Below are 17,182 nucleotides of genomic sequence, written 5' to 3'. Positions count from 1 at the left end.
CGCCCTTCGTGTGCCGCCCTCATTCCCCATTCCCCGTGCCACGGCGTGCACTCGGGTCCCTGCGTTCCCGCCACCCGCGGCGGCAGCGCGGCTCACGTGCGCCGAGTGGGTGGCGTAGGAGGGAGGCGCCCCGAAAGCTGAAGTCAGTGCGTCGGCCTGGTAGATGGTGTGTGTAGTCCCGGGCGCTGGCCAAACGTGCCTTCGAGCAGTCTAGTTGGAGCCCGGGGGTGGGCTTGCGGAGCCGAATCGCCGACAACGTCCCGTTCTGCCTCCGGTGAAGAACGGAAGTAATTCCTCCGCTTGTGAGGGAAGTTACCTGATGATCAAATCCCGAATACGATGCTGCCTTCCGTGTTGCGAACACTTCAAGAAGGGGTAGTTTTCATGAACAAGCGAAGGATTGCAGTGGCCCTCGCCACCCTCGGAGTCATCGGGCTTGTCGGCGCCGCACCGGCACTCGCCTACCAGACTGCGACACTCTCCGGCACCGGGCAGGCTCGCGTTTACGACAATTCGACGTCGAGCAGCGCCAAGGTGGGAGCCTGGGACAGCACTTCAGACTCCAACCCGGTCTACAGCTCTTACTACCGGTCAGCGAACTCCGGCACCCAGCTGAATGTGTGGAACAAGCAGGGCGCCGGCACCGAGGCGTACTCGGGCACCGGAAGCTGGGTCCTCAAGGCGAGAATCTGCGAATCCCAGATAGCTCAGCCGGACGACTGCTCCGTGTACGTGGCCATGAGCCACTGATAGAAGTGTGCTGACGGGATCCACCGCGAGGGGCCCCCGTCAGATCTTTGCAGCCCGTGATCCAGTCACGTGCTGGTGACCGACTCGCTGAGAGAGACTGTGTGGTGCAAGCGAATCCCGTGCTGGAAGTCCGGAAACTCCACTACTCCGTGGCCGGCAGAGCGCTGCTCGACGGGGTGGACCTCACTCTCCCCGCCGGTCAGTCGTTGGCCGTTACCGGACCCAGCGGGACGGGCAAGAGCACGCTGCTCAACTGCGTGCTCGGGTTGATCCGGTACGAGCAGGGTGAAGTCCGTATTGCCGGTCAGGACCTGGCCCGGCTCAAGCCACGCGACCTGGCCAGACACCGGCGCGACACCATCGGCATGGTGTTCCAGTTCGGTGAACTGCTCCCCGAGCTCACGCCCATGGAGAATGTCGCGATGGCAGCACTCCTGGCCGGTGTGAAGCGAGCTGAAGCCTTCGGCCGTGCACGCCAATTGCTGATCGACCTCGGCGTGCCCGTGGAGGGAACTCCAACCGCTGAGCTGTCCGGCGGAGAGAGACAGCGGGCGGCTGTGGCACGAGCATTGGTGAACCGGCCGGCTCTGCTCCTGGCCGATGAGCCCACGGGATCGTTGGACACGCGGAACCGAGAGGCTGTTGCCGAGCTGCTGTTCTCTCTCCCCGAGCGGTGGGGGTGCGCGGTTCTGGTGGTCACGCATGACGAGTCGGTCGCTGCTCGGGCCGACCACCGTTTCGCTCTTCACGAAGGGCGACTCGTTGCCCAGGCGGCCTCCCTTCCGCGTGGGGTCCGATGAGCGCCGGGAAGTCGCTCAGCCGTCAGCTGTTGCGGATGGGGCGTGCCGCCGGACACGGCTCTGCCGATGGCCGTATCCGCTTTGTGGCCTTGACGATTGCCACGTTCGTGCTCGCCGTGACGACGGTGTCAGCGGTGGCCGCCTGGGCCACGTATCAGGAGCGGGCGGAACGCGGAGCAGCGCGCACGCCCGCGCTGCGCCTGCATGAAGGACAGGCCCTGGAGGAGGCTCCTCTGCGCCTGCAATTCTACCTGGACGATGTCCACGACCATCAGGTCGAGGTCGTCTTCGTCGAGCCCGTGCGCACTGACGCCCCGCTGCCCCCCGGCGTATCCCACTGGCCGGGTCCGGGCGAGGCGGTGCTCTCACCTTCTCTCGCCGCCGACGGGGTCGGGGACCGGTACGGGCGCGTCGTGGGAAGCATCGCGCCGGAAGGACTGGCGAGTCCTGGCGAGCGCTACGCCTATGCGCGGCCAGCAGATGGATCGCTCACGGTGAAGCACGCCCTGCTCGCTACCGGCTTCGGCTCCCAGGACGCAGGAGGATTCGGCGACTTGGCCGCCGTGCGCCCCTTGTCCGTCTTCCTCAGTTTGTTGATCACCATGCTCGGCTTGCCTGCCGGTCTGTTCGCGGTGGTGGCCACTCGGCTGGGGGCTGCGGGCCGTGACCGGCGAACTGCACTTCTCGGCGCGCTGGGCGGTTCACGTCGGCAACTGGCGCTCTTGAGCACGGGGGAGGCAGCTCCGGCTCTACTGCTCGGCGTTGCGCTGACGGCGCCCGTGCTGGGGGCGGCCCTGGTCACCGACCTGAGGATTCCATTCGTCGGCTACGTGTTGGCAGCCTCCGACATGCGATCCCACGCCTGGCAGCTGGTCTGTGCGCTGATCGCAGCCCCTCTTCTGCTCGTCGCCCTGGTCGTTCTGTTGCATCAGTGGGCGGGGCCCGGCCGGTCCACCAGGCCGCGCGGCGCCGGTCGGGGGCGGCTGGTGAAGGTCGGAGCCGGGCTGTGCCCCGTATTCCTGGGAATCCTGAGCTGGTCGCCCACGGCATTCGCCACGCAGGGGGCCACCCAGACCGTCGTGCTCGTGTCCCTGCTCGGCACGGTCGGGGCCCTGGCCACCCTGCCCGCAGCCATCGCACTGTTGCTGTCGGCAGCGGGACGCGGCGTGACGGAAATCGGGCGCCGCTGGGGCTTTGCGGGAACGCTCCTTGCCGGCCGGTGGACCCAAGGGCGCCCGGGCTACCTTTCACGCCTTGTCGCCGGGGTGGTCATCGCGCTGGGACTGCTGAGCGTGGTGCAGGTGTACCCCAGCATGCACAGTGCGTCTGTTCAGGGGGCGCTGGCCATGCGGGAGCGCTTCGGGCACAGCGTCCTCACCGTCCAAATGCCGCACGATGCCGAGAAAAGAGCCGGATCGTGGGTCAAGAGACTGCCGGCCGGTGCCGAGGTCGTGGTGCTCGACTCGACGCTCGGCATGGCGAACGGAGCAGGCGAGGTGAGGGAATCGCCGGATGGACCCGTCGAGGTCCAGCAGGCGGTCACGGTCCGGGGAAGATGTGACGCTTTGCGGGGCCTGGGCCTGAAGTGCCCGGCCGGGCGAAGCACTCGAGCTGTTCCACTCTCGGGAGCCACGCCCGCCCTCCGCGCTCTGCTGCCGGCTTCCGTGACGCAGGTCGGCGTGAGACGTGGCCCTTTTGCCGCTCGTCAGGGCGACGTACTCGTCGTGTACTCGCCGCAGGGCGAGACACTCCCGGTGGGAAGGCTCAAGCGTGACGCTCTCGCCGTGCTGGGCCCCGGTGCCCTCGTCGAGGGCGTGGGGCAGGGGTGGATCGGAGGCGCCGCGCTGCTTTCATCCCAGCTTCGCTGGGTGACGCTTCTGGGCGTCGCGGGGGTTGGACTGGTGGCGCTGGCAGCCGCGCTGAACTGCCTCGCCGAGGTCATGCGCTTTGCCCGCTCCATCGCGCCGGTGTCCGTGGTGAGCGGCAGCCGACGGGTGTACGTGACCGTAGCCGCTTGGACCCTTGCCGCTCCCCTGTGCGTTGCTGCCGCACTGGGCGCGGTCAGTGCGATCTGGGTCACCTTGCCCTACACGACACCCCCCAGGAACGGGGAGCTGCCGCCTCAGATGCTGAGCGCGTCGGTGGCTGTGCTGTGTGTCCTGGCCGTCCTTGTGGCCGGTCTGGCCGCCCTGAGCGCCGTACGGGAATCGAGGCGTTGGCGCCCCCGGCACGACTGAACGGGCAGAGGTGGGGCCCTGACGCGGCCGCGCTGGGCTCCGAGGCCTCATCGTGGGTGCGCCCAACCCCTGCCCGCCCCGTCAGACCGGCCGGAACCAGACCGTCGCCAGCGGCGGCAGCGTCAGCAGGATGCTGCCGGGACGGCCGTGCGACGCCACCGGTCGGGGTTTCAGCGGTCCGCCGTGGAGTACGTCGCTGCCGCCGTACCGCGCGGCGTCGGTGTTGAGGACCTCCGACCACGCGACCCGGTCCCCGGGCACGTCCGGGACGCCCACGCGGTAGTCGTGCCGTACCACCGGGGAGAAGTTGCTGACCGCGAGGAGCGGTGAGCCCTGCGCGTCGTAGCGCAGGAAGGCGAAGACGTTGTCCTCGGCGGCGCCGCCGTCCACCCAGTCGAAGCCCTCCGGGACGGTGTCGCGCTGCCAGAGCGCGGGGGTCTGGGCGTACACCGCGTTCAGGTCGCCCACCAGGGTGCGTACGCCCCGGTGGTCGCTCTCCGCCGCGTACGAGGGGTCGAGCAGCCACCAGTCCGGGCCGTGGCCCTCCGACCACTCCGCCCCCTGAGCGAACTCCTGTCCCATGAACAGGAGTTGCTTGCCCGGGTGGGCCCACATGAAGCCGAGGTAGGCCCGGTGGTTGGCGCGCTGCTGCCACCAGTCGCCGGGCATCTTGGAGACCAGCGAGCGTTTGCCGTGCACCACCTCGTCGTGCGAGATCGGCAGGACGTAGTTCTCGCTGTACGCGTACACCATCGAGAAGGTCATCTCGTTGTGGTGGTACTTGCGGTGCACCGGCTCCTTCGACACGTACACCAGCGAGTCGTGCATCCAGCCCATGTTCCACTTCAGCCCGAAGCCGAGACCCCCGAATCCGTGGTGGCCGACGTGGTGGGTGGCGCGGGTGACGCCGTCCCAGGCGGTGGACTCCTCGGCGATGGTCACGACACCCGGATTGCGGCGGTAGACGGTGGCGTTCATCTCCTGGAGGAAGGCGACGGCGTCCAGGTTCTCCCGGCCGCCGTGCTCGTTCGGGGACCAGTCGCCGTCCTTGCGCGAGTAGTCGAGGTAGAGCATCGAGGCGACGGCGTCCACCCGCAGTCCGTCGATGTGGAACTCCTCGCACCAGTAAGTTGCGTTGGCCACCAGGAAGTTGCGCACCTCGGTGCGCCCGAAGTCGAACTCCAGCGTGCCCCAGTCGGGATGCGCCGCCCGCGACGGGTCCGAGTGCTCGTACAGCGGACGGCCGTCGAACTCCGCCAGCGCCCAGTCGTCGCGCGGGAAGTGTGCGGGCACCCAGTCGACGATCACCCCGATCCCGGCCCGGTGCAGGGAGTCGACGAGGAACCGGAAGTCGTCGGGCGTGCCCATGCGTGACGTGGGGGCGTAGAACCCGGTGACCTGATACCCCCAGGAACCGCCGAAGGGATGCTCGGAGATCGGCATCAGCTCCACATGCGTGAACCCGAGATCCCTTACGTAGGAAGGGAGTTGGGCGGCGAGCTGGCGGTAGGTCAGGCCCGGCCGCCAGGACGGCAGGTGCACCTCGTACACCGAGACCGGTGCCTCGTGCACCGGGACGTCCCCACGGTGTGCCATCCACTCCTGGTCCCGCCACTGGTGGTGCGTGGCCGTCACGATCGAGGCGGTGGCGGGCGGCACCTCGGCGTACCGGGCCATCGGGTCGGCCCGCAGCGTGTGCGAGCCGTCCGGGCGGCAGATGTCGAACTTGTAGAGCGCGCCCTCCCCGATCCCGGGCAGGAACAGCTCCCACACCCCGGTGGAGCCGAGCGAGCGCATCGGGAAGCCGGTGCCGTCCCAGTAGTTGAAGTCCCCGACGACCCGCACGCCGCGGGCGTTGGGCGCCCACACGGTGAACCGGGTGCCCGCCACCCCCTGGTGCTCCATGGGCTGCGCGCCGAGGGCGGTCCACAGCTCCTCGTGCCGCCCCTCGCCGATCAGATGCAGATCGAGATCGCCGAGCGCGGGCAGGAAGCGGTACGGGTCGTGGATCTCGATCTCGTTGTCGTCGTATGCGACCAGGAGCCGGTAGTCGGGCAGCGAGGGCATCGGCAGCAGTCCGGAGAAGAAGCCGTCGCCGTCGTCGTGCAGCTGCGCGCGCAGCCCCTTGGCGAGCACGGTCACCGACCGGGCGTACGGGCGCAGCACCCGGAAGGTCACCCCGCCGCGGACCGGGTGGGCGCCGAGCAGGTCGTGCGGGGCGTGGTGCTCACCGGCGAGCAGCCGGCCCCGGTCGGCGTCGTCGAGGGGGTGGGCCGGGCGTACGCCCCGGGCGGCGGTGGTGGTCCGGCGGGGGCGGGGCGATGCGGCGCCGGCCCGATCGGACGCCGGCTTCTTCTGCCGTCCGGCCGGGGCGGCCGGCTCCGGTGACGGTGGTGCCGGTGGTGACGGTGGTGCCGAGGGGGCCGCCACCGCCTCGGGTGCCGGTGGTTCGGCCCGGGGGGCCTCGGTGGGGGCGGGCGTTCTGCGGGACGGCTTGCGGGCGGTCACGGGGACAGCCTCCTCGGAAGGGGTTGGGGGGGAAGAAGGGAGCGCGTGCCCGGCCGTCAGGCGTCGGCGGCGGCCAGGCGGTGAATGGCGGCCATCGGGACCGGCAGCCAGTCGGGCCGGTGCCGTGCCTCGTACAGCACCTCGTACACCGCCTTGTCGGTCTCGTGGGCGCGCAGCAGCTCCGGTTCGCCGCGCGGGTCGGCGCCCGAGGCGCGGGCGTACCCCTCGCAGTAGGCGGTCCGGCAGCGGGCCGCCCAGTCGGCGTTCCACGGGCGGTGCGAGCGGGCGGCGTAGTCGAAGGAGCGGAGCATCCCGGCGACGTCGCGCACCGGGAGCTGCGGCCGGCGGCGTTCGGGCAGTGGTTTGGCCGGTTCGCCCTCGAAGTCGATCAGTGACCAGAAACCGTCGGCCGCGCGGAGCGTCTGGCCGAGGTGGAGATCGCCGTGCACCCGCTGGGCCGCCCAGTCGCGCCCCCGGTGCCCGAGTGCGGCCACGGCGTCGAAGGCGGTGCGCAGCCCCGGGACGTAGGGCACGAGTTCCGGTACCGCCTGCGCGGCGGCCTCCAGCCGGCGCACCATCGCGGCGGCCAGGTGCTCGGTCTGGGCGCGTTGCAGGGCGGGCGTCGGCAGGGCGGCGGCCAGCGCGGTGTGCACCTCGGCGGTGGCCCGGCCCAGCGCGTGGGCCTCGGCGGTGAAGTCCCGGCCCGCGGCCAGCGCGCGCAGCGCGAGCTGCCAGCCGTCCTGAGCACCGCTCAGGAACGGCTGGAGGACCCCGAGGGTGAGGGGCTTCGAGGCGGTGGCGGCCTCGAACCAGGCGACGGGGGCGGGGACCCGCCCGCAGCCCTCCCGCGCCAGCGCGAGCGGCAGCTCCAGATCGGGGTTGGTGCCCGGGAAGATCCGGCGGAAGATCTTGAGGATGTAGGCGTCGCCGTAGACCAGCGAGGTGTTGGACTGGTCGGTTCCGAGCAGCCGCGGTGCGAGCCCTGCCGCGATGGCCGGGCCGCTCCGGTCGAAGCGGAGCGCGCCCAGGGTGCCGGGCGTACGGAATCGTTCCAGCAGAAGTTCGGCCAGGCGCGGATCGTGCAGCGCCTCGTAGACGGTGCGGCCGGCGAGCGGCCCCTCGGTCACCCGGCCGATGAGCGCGGGTGCCAGCCGGGGCGGCAGCACCGCCCGTACGCCGAGCAGGAGTTGGTAGCAGTCGTCCGGAGACTGCGCGGGTGTGGCCGGCTGATGGACCCGGACCAGCAGGTGGAGCAGTCCGGTTCCCGCTCCGGCGGCGACGGAACCGGTGCCCACCGGCAGTATCTCGGTCGCCGACACCAGCGAGAACGCGGTGACCTGCCGCCCCTTGCCCGCGAACCACCGCTGCCGGGGCAGCCAGTCGTGCAACAGGGGGGCGAGAGACGGGAGCAGGGCTGGGCTGTCGGCCAGGGCGACCCGAAGGGATGCAGCCTCCGACATGGCATCGCGTCCTTTCCCCGGGCACACCACAGGATGCGAAGAGTGTCCCGGATTGCGGCAATAGCTGTCCGGCTGTGCGGGACGTGTCGGGTCAGGATGGTCCGTACGGACTCGACTCGATGGGACCAAAACGCCAGATGGGGCCCGGAAAGGGCCGTACGTGTGCGGTGTGGGGGAGGGCGCCCCGTGCGGGGCGGCGGAAACCGCCCCGCGGTCGGTGGTGGGAGGTGCTTTCGGGTCAGCTCGGCGGAGCGTCCTTGCGCAGCCGGAACCAGTAGAAACCGTGTCCGGCCAGAGTCAGCAGGTAGGGCCACTTGCCGACGGCGGGGAAGCGCACCCCGCCGATCAGCTCCACCGGATGACGCCCCTCGAACGACCGCAGATCGAGCTCCGTCGGCTGCGCGAACCGCGAGAAGTTGTGGACGCACAGCACGAGATCGTCCCCGTGCTCACGGGTGAAGGCGAGCACGGCCGGGTTCGACGACGGCAGTTCGTTGTACGAGCCGAGGCCGAAGGCGGGATTCTGCTTGCGGATCTCGATCATCCGCCGCGTCCAGTGCAGCAGCGACGACGGGGAGGCCATCGAAGCCTCGACGTTGGTGACCTGGTAGCCGTAGACGGGATCCATGATCGTGGGGAGGTAGAGCCGTCCGGGGTCGCTGGAGGAGAACCCGGCGTTGCGGTCGGGCGTCCACTGCATCGGGGTGCGCACGGCGTCCCGGTCGCCGAGCCAGATGTTGTCGCCCATCCCGATCTCGTCCCCGTAGTAGAGGATCGGGGAGCCGGGCAGTGACAGCAGCAGCGCGGTGAACAGCTCGATCTGGTTGCGGTCGTTGTCCAGCAGCGGTGCCAGCCGCCGCCGGATGCCGATGTTGGCCCGCATCCGCGGGTCCTTGGCGTACTCCGCGTACATGTAGTCGCGTTCTTCGTCCGTGACCATTTCGAGGGTGAGCTCGTCGTGGTTGCGCAGGAAGATGCCCCACTGGCAGTTCTTCGGGATCGCCGGTGTCTTCGCCAGGATCTCGGAGACCGGGTAGCGGCTCTCGCGCCGTACCGCCATGAAGATCCGGGGCATCACGGGGAAGTGGAACGCCATGTGGCACTCGTCGCCGCCGGCCTGGTACTCGCCGAAGTAGTCGACGACGTCCTCCGGCCACTGGTTGGCCTCGGCGAGCAGCACGGTGTCCGGGTAGTGCGCGTCGATCTCCTTGCGGACCCGCTTGAGGAAGTCGTGGGTCTCCGGGAGGTTTTCGCAGTTGGTGCCCTCACGCTGGTAGAGGTACGGCACGGCGTCCACCCGGAAGCCGTCGATGCCGAGGTCCAGCCAGAAGCGGAGCGCGGAGATGATCTCCTCCTGCACCGCCGGGTTCTCGTAGTTGAGATCGGGCTGGTGGGAGAAGAACCGGTGCCAGTAGTACTGCTTGCGCACCGGGTCGAAGGTCCAGTTGGACGTCTCGGTGTCGACGAAGATGATCCGGGCGTCCGGGAACTGCTTGTCGTCGTCGGCCCAGACGTAGTAGTCGCCGTACGGCCCGTCGGGGTCGGTGCGGGACTGCTGGAACCAGTCGTGCTGATCGCTCGTGTGGTTCATGACGAAGTCGATGATCACGCGCATACCGCGCTGGTGCGCGGCGTCGACGAACTCCACGAAGTCGGCCAGGTCGCCGAACTCCGGGAGCACGGCGGTGTAGTCGGAGACGTCGTAGCCGCCGTCGCGCAGCGGCGACTTGAAGAACGGGGGCAGCCAGAGGCAGTCGACGCCCAGCCACTGGAGATAGTCCAGTTTGGCGGTGATGCCCTTGAGGTCGCCGATGCCGTCGCCGTTGGAGTCCTGGAAGGACCTGACGAGGACTTCGTAGAAGACGGCGCGCTTGAACCAGTCGGGATCGCGGTCCTTGGCCGGGGTGTCCTCGAACGTGTCGTGGACAGGCTCATTGACGATCATGGTGTGGGTGACCCTCCGGTCGACGGGGACGGTCGCAGGACGACGACGTGCGCGGGCGTGACGCCCGGCTCTAGGCGCACGTAGAAGGTCCTGCCCCAGTGGTAGGTGTCGCCGGTGAGCTCGTCGCGCACCGGCACGCGATCATGCCGGTCGAGGCCGAGTCGCGGCATGTCCAACGAGACCGTGGCCTCGTGGGTGTGGTGCGGGTCGAGGTTGACGACCACCAGAACGGTGTTCGAACCCGAACGCTTGCTGTACGCGATCAACGCGTCGTTGTCGGTGGAGTGGAAGTGCACGTCGCGCAGTTGCTGCAGCGCCGGGTTGCGGCGTCTGACGCGGTTGAGCGTGGTGATGAGCGGGGCCAGCGAACGGCCCTCGCGCTCCGCCGCCTCCCAGTCCCTGGGGCGGATCTCGTACTTCTCCGAGTCGAGGTACTCCTCACTGCCGGGCCCGGCCGGGGTGTTCTCGCACAGCTCGTAGCCCGCGTACACACCCCAGGAGGGGGAGAGCGTCGCGGCGAGTACGGCCCGCGCCTCGAAGGCCGGGCGGCCTCCGTCCTGGAGATAGCCGGACAGGATGTCCGGGGTGTTCACGAAGAAGTTGGGCCGCATGCAGGAAGCGGTCTCGCCCGACAACTCCATGACGTATTCGGTGATTTCCTGCCGGGTGTTGCGCCAGGTGAAATACGTGTAGGACTGCTGGAATCCGATGGTCGCGAGCGTCTTCATCATCGCGGGCCGGGTGAATGCCTCGGCCAGGAAGATCACATCGGGATCTGTCCGGTTGATGTCCGCGATCACCTTCTCCCAGAAGATCACCGGCTTGGTGTGCGGATTGTCGACGCGGAAGATCCGTACGCCGTGATCCATCCAGAACCGCAGAATGCGCACGCTCTCCGCGACCAGTCCGCCCAGATCCTTGTCGAAGGCGATCGGATAGATGTCCTGGTATTTCTTCGGCGGATTCTCGGCATGAGCGATCGTGCCGTCCGCGCGGTGGTGGAACCACTCCGGATGCTTCTCCACCCAGGGGTGGTCGGGAGAGCACTGGAGCGCGAAATCGAGGGCGATCTCCATGCGAAGGTCATGGGCGGTCGCCACGAAATGATCGAAGTCCTCGAGCGTGCCGAGATCGGGATGGACGGCGTCGTGACCGCCCTCGGCCGAGCCGATCGCCCATGGCACCCCCACGTCGTGCGGTGCGGCGGACAGCGAGTTGTTGGGGCCCTTGCGGTGGGTGGTCCCGATCGGGTGGACGGGCGGCAGATAGACCACGTCGAACCCCATCGCGGCGACCGCGGGCAGCCGTTCGGCGGCGGTGCGGAAGGTGCCGCTGACGATCCTCGTCGGGACCTTCGCCGCCTTTGCCGTCCTGCTTCTCCGCTTCGTGGCCGGGCCGGTCCGCTCCACCCTGGCGCCCTCCGAGCGGGGGAACAGCTCGTACCAGGAGCCGAACAGAGCCCGCCGGCGCTCCACCATCAGCGGCAGCGGAGGGGACTCGCTGACCAGTTCGCGCAGCGGATGGCGGGCGAGCGCGTCCCGCGCCTCGGGGACGAGCGCCGCGGCCAGCCGGGCGGCGGCCGGACGGGATTCGTCGCGCAGCGCGTCCACGGCGGCCAGTACCGCCTCGCGCCCGTCCCGTTTCGGTACGCCCTCGGCGGCCCGTTCGTACAGCTCGGCACCCTCCGCCAGGACGAGCGCGGTGTCGATCCCGGCCGGAATCTTGATCCCGGCCTGCTGTCGCCAGGTGGCCACCGGATCGCTCCAGGCCTCGACCGTATACGTCCAGCGGCCCTCCGAGTCCGGGGTGACATCGGCGCCCCAGCGGTCGGTGCCGGGGGCCAGCTCTCGCATCGGCGTCCAGGGGCCGGGACGCCCGCCCGGGTCCACCAGGACCACATTGGCGGCGACAGCGTCATGGCCCTCGCGGAAGACGGTCGCGGTGACCTGGAAGGTCTCACCGGCAACGGCCTTGGCGGGTCTTCTGCCGCAGTCGACGAGGGGACGGACGTCGAGAACGGGAATGCGACCGATCATGGAATCACCTGGGGACTGGGGCTGGGGCTGGGACTGGGACCGGGGCCGAGCGGGTCGCGGCACAGCGGCGGAGGGCGAAATCCGCGCACCGCGACCGATGGGTTCCGTCCTTTCTAGCTGCTCCGTTGACGGCTGACGGGGTGTGGGCATGGCCGCTCCTGTCGGCATTCACTCGAATGGCAGTCGAATGGCCGGGGCACGGGTATGTTTCGTGGATGTGAACCGGATGGAAACCGGCTCGTGGATGCCTCGCATTCGTGCTGCGTCCGGGCATCGTTCATATGGCACCCGGTGCGCATCCGGGCGACCTCCCGGAGAAGCCTTCCCGCGATTCCAGGTGGGCCAATCCGGTGGTTTGTCAAATACTCGGGCGTTTCTCTGACGACCTTTTCGCACCGGGCACCGACCCGCGTTCACGGGCCCGCAGATGCCCCTTTGGACGCCACTGGGCAGCTTTCCTTCTGGTGCGGAGTGCCACAAGACCGAACGGGGGAACGGAATCGGCCATTACCTGTGTGGCCGATGTGCCGGAACGGGCGTGGGGGACGCACCGGAGTACGTCCCCTCGGATCCGTACGACCCCTGCGAAGGTGGAACACGTGAAGGCCATTCGTCGATTCACCGTGCGTCCAGTCCTCTCCGATCCCCTTCAACCGCTCAGCGACCTCGCCCGCAATCTGCGCTGGTCCTGGCACACCGAGACCCGTGAGCTGTTCCAGGCCGTCGACCCGGAGATCCGGGAGGCGGCGGAGCGCGACCCCGTGCGGCTGCTCGGCGCCGTGTCCGCGGGGCGCCTCGCCGAGCTGGCCCGGGACGAGCAGTTCCTGCACCGGCTGACCGAGGCGTCCCAGGACCTCCGGGACTACCTGGAAGGTCCCAGGTGGTACCAGGAACAACTGGGGCTGGGCGCGGAACTCCCGGCCGCCGTCGCCTACTTCTCACCCGAGTTCGGGGTGACCGCGGCGCTGCCTCAGTACTCCGGCGGACTCGGCATCCTCGCCGGCGATCACCTCAAGGCCGCCAGCGACCTCGGCGTCCCCCTCGTCGGGGTCGGCCTGCTCTACCGGCACGGCTACTTCCGCCAGAGCCTGTCGCGCGACGGCTGGCAGCAGGAGCACTATCCGGTACTCGATCCCAACGAGCTCCCGGTCACCCTGCTGCGCGAGGCCGACGGCACCCCGAGCCGGGTGGTGCTGGCCCTGCCCGGCGGCCGTTCGCTGCACGCCCACATCTGGCAGGCCCGGGTCGGCCGCGTACCGCTGCTGATGCTGGACTCCGACGTGGAGGAGAACGCGCCGGGCGAACGCGAGGTGACCGACCGGCTGTACGGCGGCGGCAGCGAGCACCGGCTGCTCCAGGAGATGCTCCTCGGCATCGGCGGCGTACGGGCCGTGCGCACCTACTGCCGCCTCACCGGACACCCGGAACCCGAGGTGTTCCACACCAACGAGGGGCACGCCGGCTTCCTCGGCCTCGAACGCATCCGGGAACTCTCCGGCAGCGGACTGGACTTCGACTCCGCGATGGAGGCCGTCCGGGCCGGCACCGTCTTCACCACCCACACACCCGTGCCTGCCGGGATCGACCGGTTCGACCGCGAACTGGTCGCCCGGCACTTCGGCGACGACGGCGAGCTCCCGGGCGTGTCCGCCGAACGCATCCTGCAGCTGGGCACGGAGACCTACCCCGGCGGTGAGCCGGGCCTGTTCAACATGGCGGTGATGGGACTCCGGCTCGCCCAGCGGGCCAACGGCGTCTCGACCCTCCACGGTTCGGTCAGCCGGGAGATGTTCGCCGGGCTGTGGCCGGGCTTCGACCCGGCCGAGGTGCCGATCACCTCGGTGACCAACGGGGTCCACGCACCCACCTGGGTCGCGCCCGAGGTCTTCCGCCTGCGCGACCGCTTCGGCGGCACACCCGGCCGCTGGGACTCCGACGCCGAGGTCCCCGACCGCGAACTGTGGGAGCTTCGGCGGTCGCTGCGCGGACAGCTGGTCACCGAGGTCCGCGAACGGCTCCACGCCTCCTGGCGGGCCCGGGGCGCGGAGCCGGCCGAGCTCGGCTGGATCGACTCCGTGCTGGACCCGGACGTGCTGACCATCGGCTTCGCCCGGCGTGTCCCCTCGTACAAGCGGCTCACGCTGATGCTGCGCGACCGCGACCGGCTGCGGGAGCTGCTGCTCCACCCGGACCGCCCGATCCAGATCGTCGTCGCCGGCAAGGCGCACCCCGCCGACGACGGCGGGAAGCGGCTGGTGCAGGAGCTGGTGCGGTTCTCCGACGACCCCCGGGTGCGCCACCGCATCGTGTTCCTGCCGGACTACGGGATGGCCATGGCGCGAAAGCTCTACCCGGGCTGCGACGTATGGCTGAACAACCCGCTGCGCCCGCTGGAAGCCTGCGGTACGAGCGGGATGAAGGCGGCGCTCAACGGCTGCCTCAACCTCTCGGTGCTCGACGGCTGGTGGGACGAGTGGTTCGAGCCGGACTTCGGCTGGGCGATCCCGACCGCCGACGGTCTGGCCCTGGACGAGGACCGCCGGGACGATCTGGAGGCGGCCGCCCTCTACGAGCTGATCGAGGACCGGGTCGCGCCGCGCTTCTACGACCGGGGCGGCGATCAGGCCCTTCCGGGGCGCTGGATCGAGATGGTCCGCCGCACGCTGGGCACCCTCGGTCCCAAGTTGCTGGCCGACCGGATGGTCTGCGAGTACGTGGAGCGGCTGTACGCGCCCGCCGCGCACGACCGGCGTGCGCTGGACCCGCCGACGGCGCGCCGGCTCGCCGACTGGAAGGCCCGGGTCCGTGCCGCCTGGCCCCGGGTGGCCGTCGACCACGTGGAGGCCGTGGCGCCCACCGCGGCGGACGGCTCGGCCGAGCTGGGCTCGACGCTGCTGCTCCGGGTCAGGGTCTCCCTCGGGGTGCTGGAGCCGAACGACGTGGAGGTGCAGGCGGTGGCAGGCCGGGTGGACGCCGCCGACGGGATCTCGGACGGCCGCCTCTTCCCGCTGAAACCGGCCGGGGGCCAGGACCTGGAGGGCCGCTGGCTCTACGAGGGGCCGCTCGCCCTCGACCGCACGGGTCCGTACGGCTACACGGTGCGGGTGCTGCCGGCCCATCCGCTGCTGGCGACCGGGGCGGAACTCGGCCTGGTGGCGCTGCCCGCGGAGGCGGCGGGGGACGGGGCGGGCGTGCTGATGCGCTGAGGGCCTGCCGGACATGGAACCGCCCGGCAGGGGCGTGAGCTCCTGCCGGGCGGGGGTCACCGGGGCATGACCGGTGAGTGGTTCAGAAGGTGAGCTTGAAGCTGTTGATCTTGCCCGTGTCACCCGAGTAGACGTCCTGGACCTTGAGCTTCCAGGTGCCGTTGGCGACCTCGGACGACGCGTTGACCGTGTACGTGGTCTGGACGTTGTCCGCGGAGTCGGAGGCCGAGGAGTTCTTCAGCCGGTAGGCCGTGCCGTCCGGGGCGACGAGGTCGATGACCAGGTCACCGCGGTAGGTGTGGGTGATGTCCACGCCGACCTTGAGGGTGCTGGGGGCGTTGCCGGTGACACCGGTGACGTTGACCGAGCTGGTGACGGCCGCACCGCGGTCCGGGATGGCGACCGTGGTCTTGCTCTCGAAGACCTTGCCGCCCGGGTCCGGGTTGCCGCCGTCACGGGTGCCGACGTTGATGGCCGCCCAGGCGTCGCCGACCGCCTTGTACTCGGCGCTGGTCGTGCCGTACAGCTCACCGGCCACGGCGAGGGTGCCGGTGCGGGCCGCCGCGTAGTTGGTGGTGGAGGTGAACTTGGTGGAGAGCGCCTTGAACCAGATCTGCTCGGCCTTGGCGCGGCCGATGCCGGTCACCGGCAGGCCGTCGGAGGTCGGGGAGTCGTAGGAGACCCCGTTGACGACCTTGGCGCCGCTGCCCTCGGAGAGCAGGTAGAAGAAGTGGTTCGCCGGGCCCGAGGAGTAGTGGACGTCGATGTTGCCGATGCCCGAGTACCACGCGTCCTTGGACGCGCCGTCCTTGCTCGGCTTGTCCATGTAGCGCAGCGGAGTGCCGTCGCCGTTGATGTCGATCTTCTCGCCGACGAGGTAGTCGCCCGGGTCCGCGGTGGTGTTGGAGTAGAACTCCACGCCCGCGGCGAAGATGTCGCTGGTCGCCTCGTTGAGGCCACCGGACTCGCCGCTGTAGACCAGGTTGGCGGTGGCGGCGGTGACACCGTGCGACATCTCGTGCGCGGCCACGTCGAGCGAGGTCAGCGGCTTGAGGTTGCCCTCGCCGTCGCCGTACGTCATGCAGAAGCAGCTGTCCTGCCAGAAGGCGTTGACGTAGGCGTTGCCGTAGTGGACGCGGGAGTACGCGCCGACACCGTCACCGCGGATACCGGTGCGGCCGTGCACGTTCTTGTAGTAGTCCCAGGTCTCGGCCGCGCCGTAGTGGGCGTCCGCGGCGGCCGTCTCGGCGTTCGACGGATTGCCGTTGCCCCACACGTCGGTGGTGTTGGTGAACAGCGTCCCGGTGCCGGACGACCCGTGGTTCAGGTTGTAGGTCTTGTGGTTGCCGCGGCCCGTGTCGGTCAGCGTGTACGACGGGGCGGTGCCGAGGGTGACCTGGCCGTTGTACTGGGTGTTGCCGGTGCCGTTCTCGACACCCTGCCACTCGTACAGCTTCGCGCCGGTGGCCGCGTCCGTGATGACGTGCAGCTCGTTGGGGGTGCCGTCCTGCTGGAGGCCGCCGACGACGGTCTCGTAGGCGAGCTGCGGCTTGCCCTGCGCCATCCAGACCACCTTGCGGGGCGCCCGGTCGGCCTCGGCCTTCTTGGCGCCGTCGGCCTTGGCGAGGCCGAGCGCCTGCTTCTGAGCCTTGGCGGGCGCGACGTCCGCCTTCAGGTCCACGGCCTTCAGCTGACCGCTGGTCACCTTGGAGGCCTTGGTGACGGCCTGGGTCGCTCCGGCCTTGGACTCCTTGACGACCAGGTCGCCGCCGAGCACGGGGAGGCCGGCGAAGGTGCGCTCATAACGCGTGTGCGTGGTGCCGTCGTTGTCCTGGACGATGTCCTTGACGACGAGCTTCTCCTGCGAGCCGAGACCGAGGTCCTTGGCCGTGTCCGCCTTGTTCGCGTCCGCCTTGCGGATCAGCTCGGCGCGCTGGGACGGGGAGAGCTGCTTGGCGAGGGAACCCTGGTTGGCGCCGGCGGACGCCGGTACCGCCGAGGTCGTGCTGCCGGGGGTGGCAGTGGCCGTACCGGTCTGGACTCCGACTGCGATGAGGGCTGCTGCGGCTATCAGAGCGCCGGTCGCGGTGGCACGACGGCTGGGCGTGGATCTCACGCGGACTCCTTCTGCGGAGGGGGGTACCGGCGGCTAGGTGAGCCGTCCGGGGTGAGCGAGAAGTGCGCAGAACGGGGTGAAGAGTGTCAGCCGGAGGCCGTTCCTGTCAGGACCGCGTCAATAA

9 protein-coding genes are annotated in these 17,182 nt (G+C 69.7%); 4 read left to right on the top strand and 5 right to left on the bottom strand.

All coding sequences use genetic code 11. The features are described from left to right. Window positions 1–384: 384 nt before the first annotated feature. The 3 genes from ACIRJP_RS24955 to ACIRJP_RS24945 all read left to right on the top strand — a co-directional run bounded on the left by ACIRJP_RS24955 (window position 385) and on the right by ACIRJP_RS24945 (window position 3,787). A complete protein-coding gene (locus ACIRJP_RS24955) occupies window positions 385–750 on the top strand; it encodes a hypothetical protein (RefSeq protein ID WP_376308213.1) in 366 nt (121 codons plus the stop codon). Window positions 751–872: 122 nt separating this feature from the next. After that, window positions 873–1,550: an ABC transporter ATP-binding protein gene (locus tag ACIRJP_RS24950; RefSeq protein WP_404178296.1), complete on the top strand. Its 678-nt coding sequence runs from the start codon at window positions 873–875 to the stop codon at window positions 1,548–1,550. Beyond that, a complete protein-coding gene (locus ACIRJP_RS24945; RefSeq protein ID WP_404178120.1) occupies window positions 1,547–3,787 on the top strand; it encodes a hypothetical protein in 2,241 nt (746 codons plus the stop codon). Before ACIRJP_RS24950 ends, ACIRJP_RS24945 begins: the two co-directional genes overlap by 4 nt. An 81-nt stretch (window positions 3,788–3,868) precedes the next feature. Here ACIRJP_RS24945 and glgB read toward each other — a convergent pair whose 3' ends face one another. The 4 genes from glgB to ACIRJP_RS24925 form a co-directional block, all read right to left on the bottom strand. Next, complete coding sequence (glgB, locus tag ACIRJP_RS24940) at window positions 3,869–6,295, bottom strand: 1,4-alpha-glucan branching enzyme (protein WP_404178117.1); 2,427 nt, start codon at window positions 6,293–6,295, stop codon at window positions 3,869–3,871. Between the two features lie 56 nt (window positions 6,296–6,351). Beyond that, entirely contained in the window at window positions 6,352–7,755 is a 1,404-nt protein-coding gene (locus tag ACIRJP_RS24935) for a maltokinase (protein ID WP_404178114.1), read from the bottom strand. Window positions 7,756–7,993: 238 nt separating this feature from the next. Further along, window positions 7,994–9,700 (bottom strand): maltose alpha-D-glucosyltransferase, encoded by a 1,707-nt coding sequence (gene treS / locus ACIRJP_RS24930; protein ID WP_404178111.1) that lies wholly within the window; start codon window positions 9,698–9,700, stop codon window positions 7,994–7,996. Continuing rightward, window positions 9,697–11,736, bottom strand: a complete 2,040-nt coding sequence (locus tag ACIRJP_RS24925) for an alpha-1,4-glucan--maltose-1-phosphate maltosyltransferase (RefSeq protein WP_404178108.1) — start codon at window positions 11,734–11,736, stop codon at window positions 9,697–9,699. Before ACIRJP_RS24925 ends, treS begins: the two co-directional genes overlap by 4 nt. Before the next feature lie 599 nt (window positions 11,737–12,335). Here ACIRJP_RS24925 and glgP point away from each other — a divergent pair. Then, on the top strand, window positions 12,336–14,942 hold the full coding sequence (gene glgP / locus ACIRJP_RS24920; RefSeq protein ID WP_404178105.1) for an alpha-glucan family phosphorylase: 2,607 nt from the start codon (window positions 12,336–12,338) through the stop codon (window positions 14,940–14,942). Window positions 14,943–15,024: 82 nt separating this feature from the next. On the opposite strand, the gene ACIRJP_RS24915 is transcribed toward glgP, so the two are convergent. Further along, the gene (locus ACIRJP_RS24915) at window positions 15,025–17,058 is read right to left on the bottom strand and encodes a M4 family metallopeptidase (RefSeq protein ID WP_404178102.1); all 2,034 of its coding nucleotides are present in this window, start codon (window positions 17,056–17,058) and stop codon (window positions 15,025–15,027) included. Window positions 17,059–17,182: the final 124 nt, after the last annotated feature.

The sequence above is a fragment of the Streptomyces sp. NPDC102437 genome, assembly GCF_044765565.1.
Taxonomy (GTDB): Bacteria; Actinomycetota; Actinomycetes; order Streptomycetales; family Streptomycetaceae; genus Streptomyces.
This window is presented reverse-complemented; position numbering and strand designations above follow the sequence as displayed.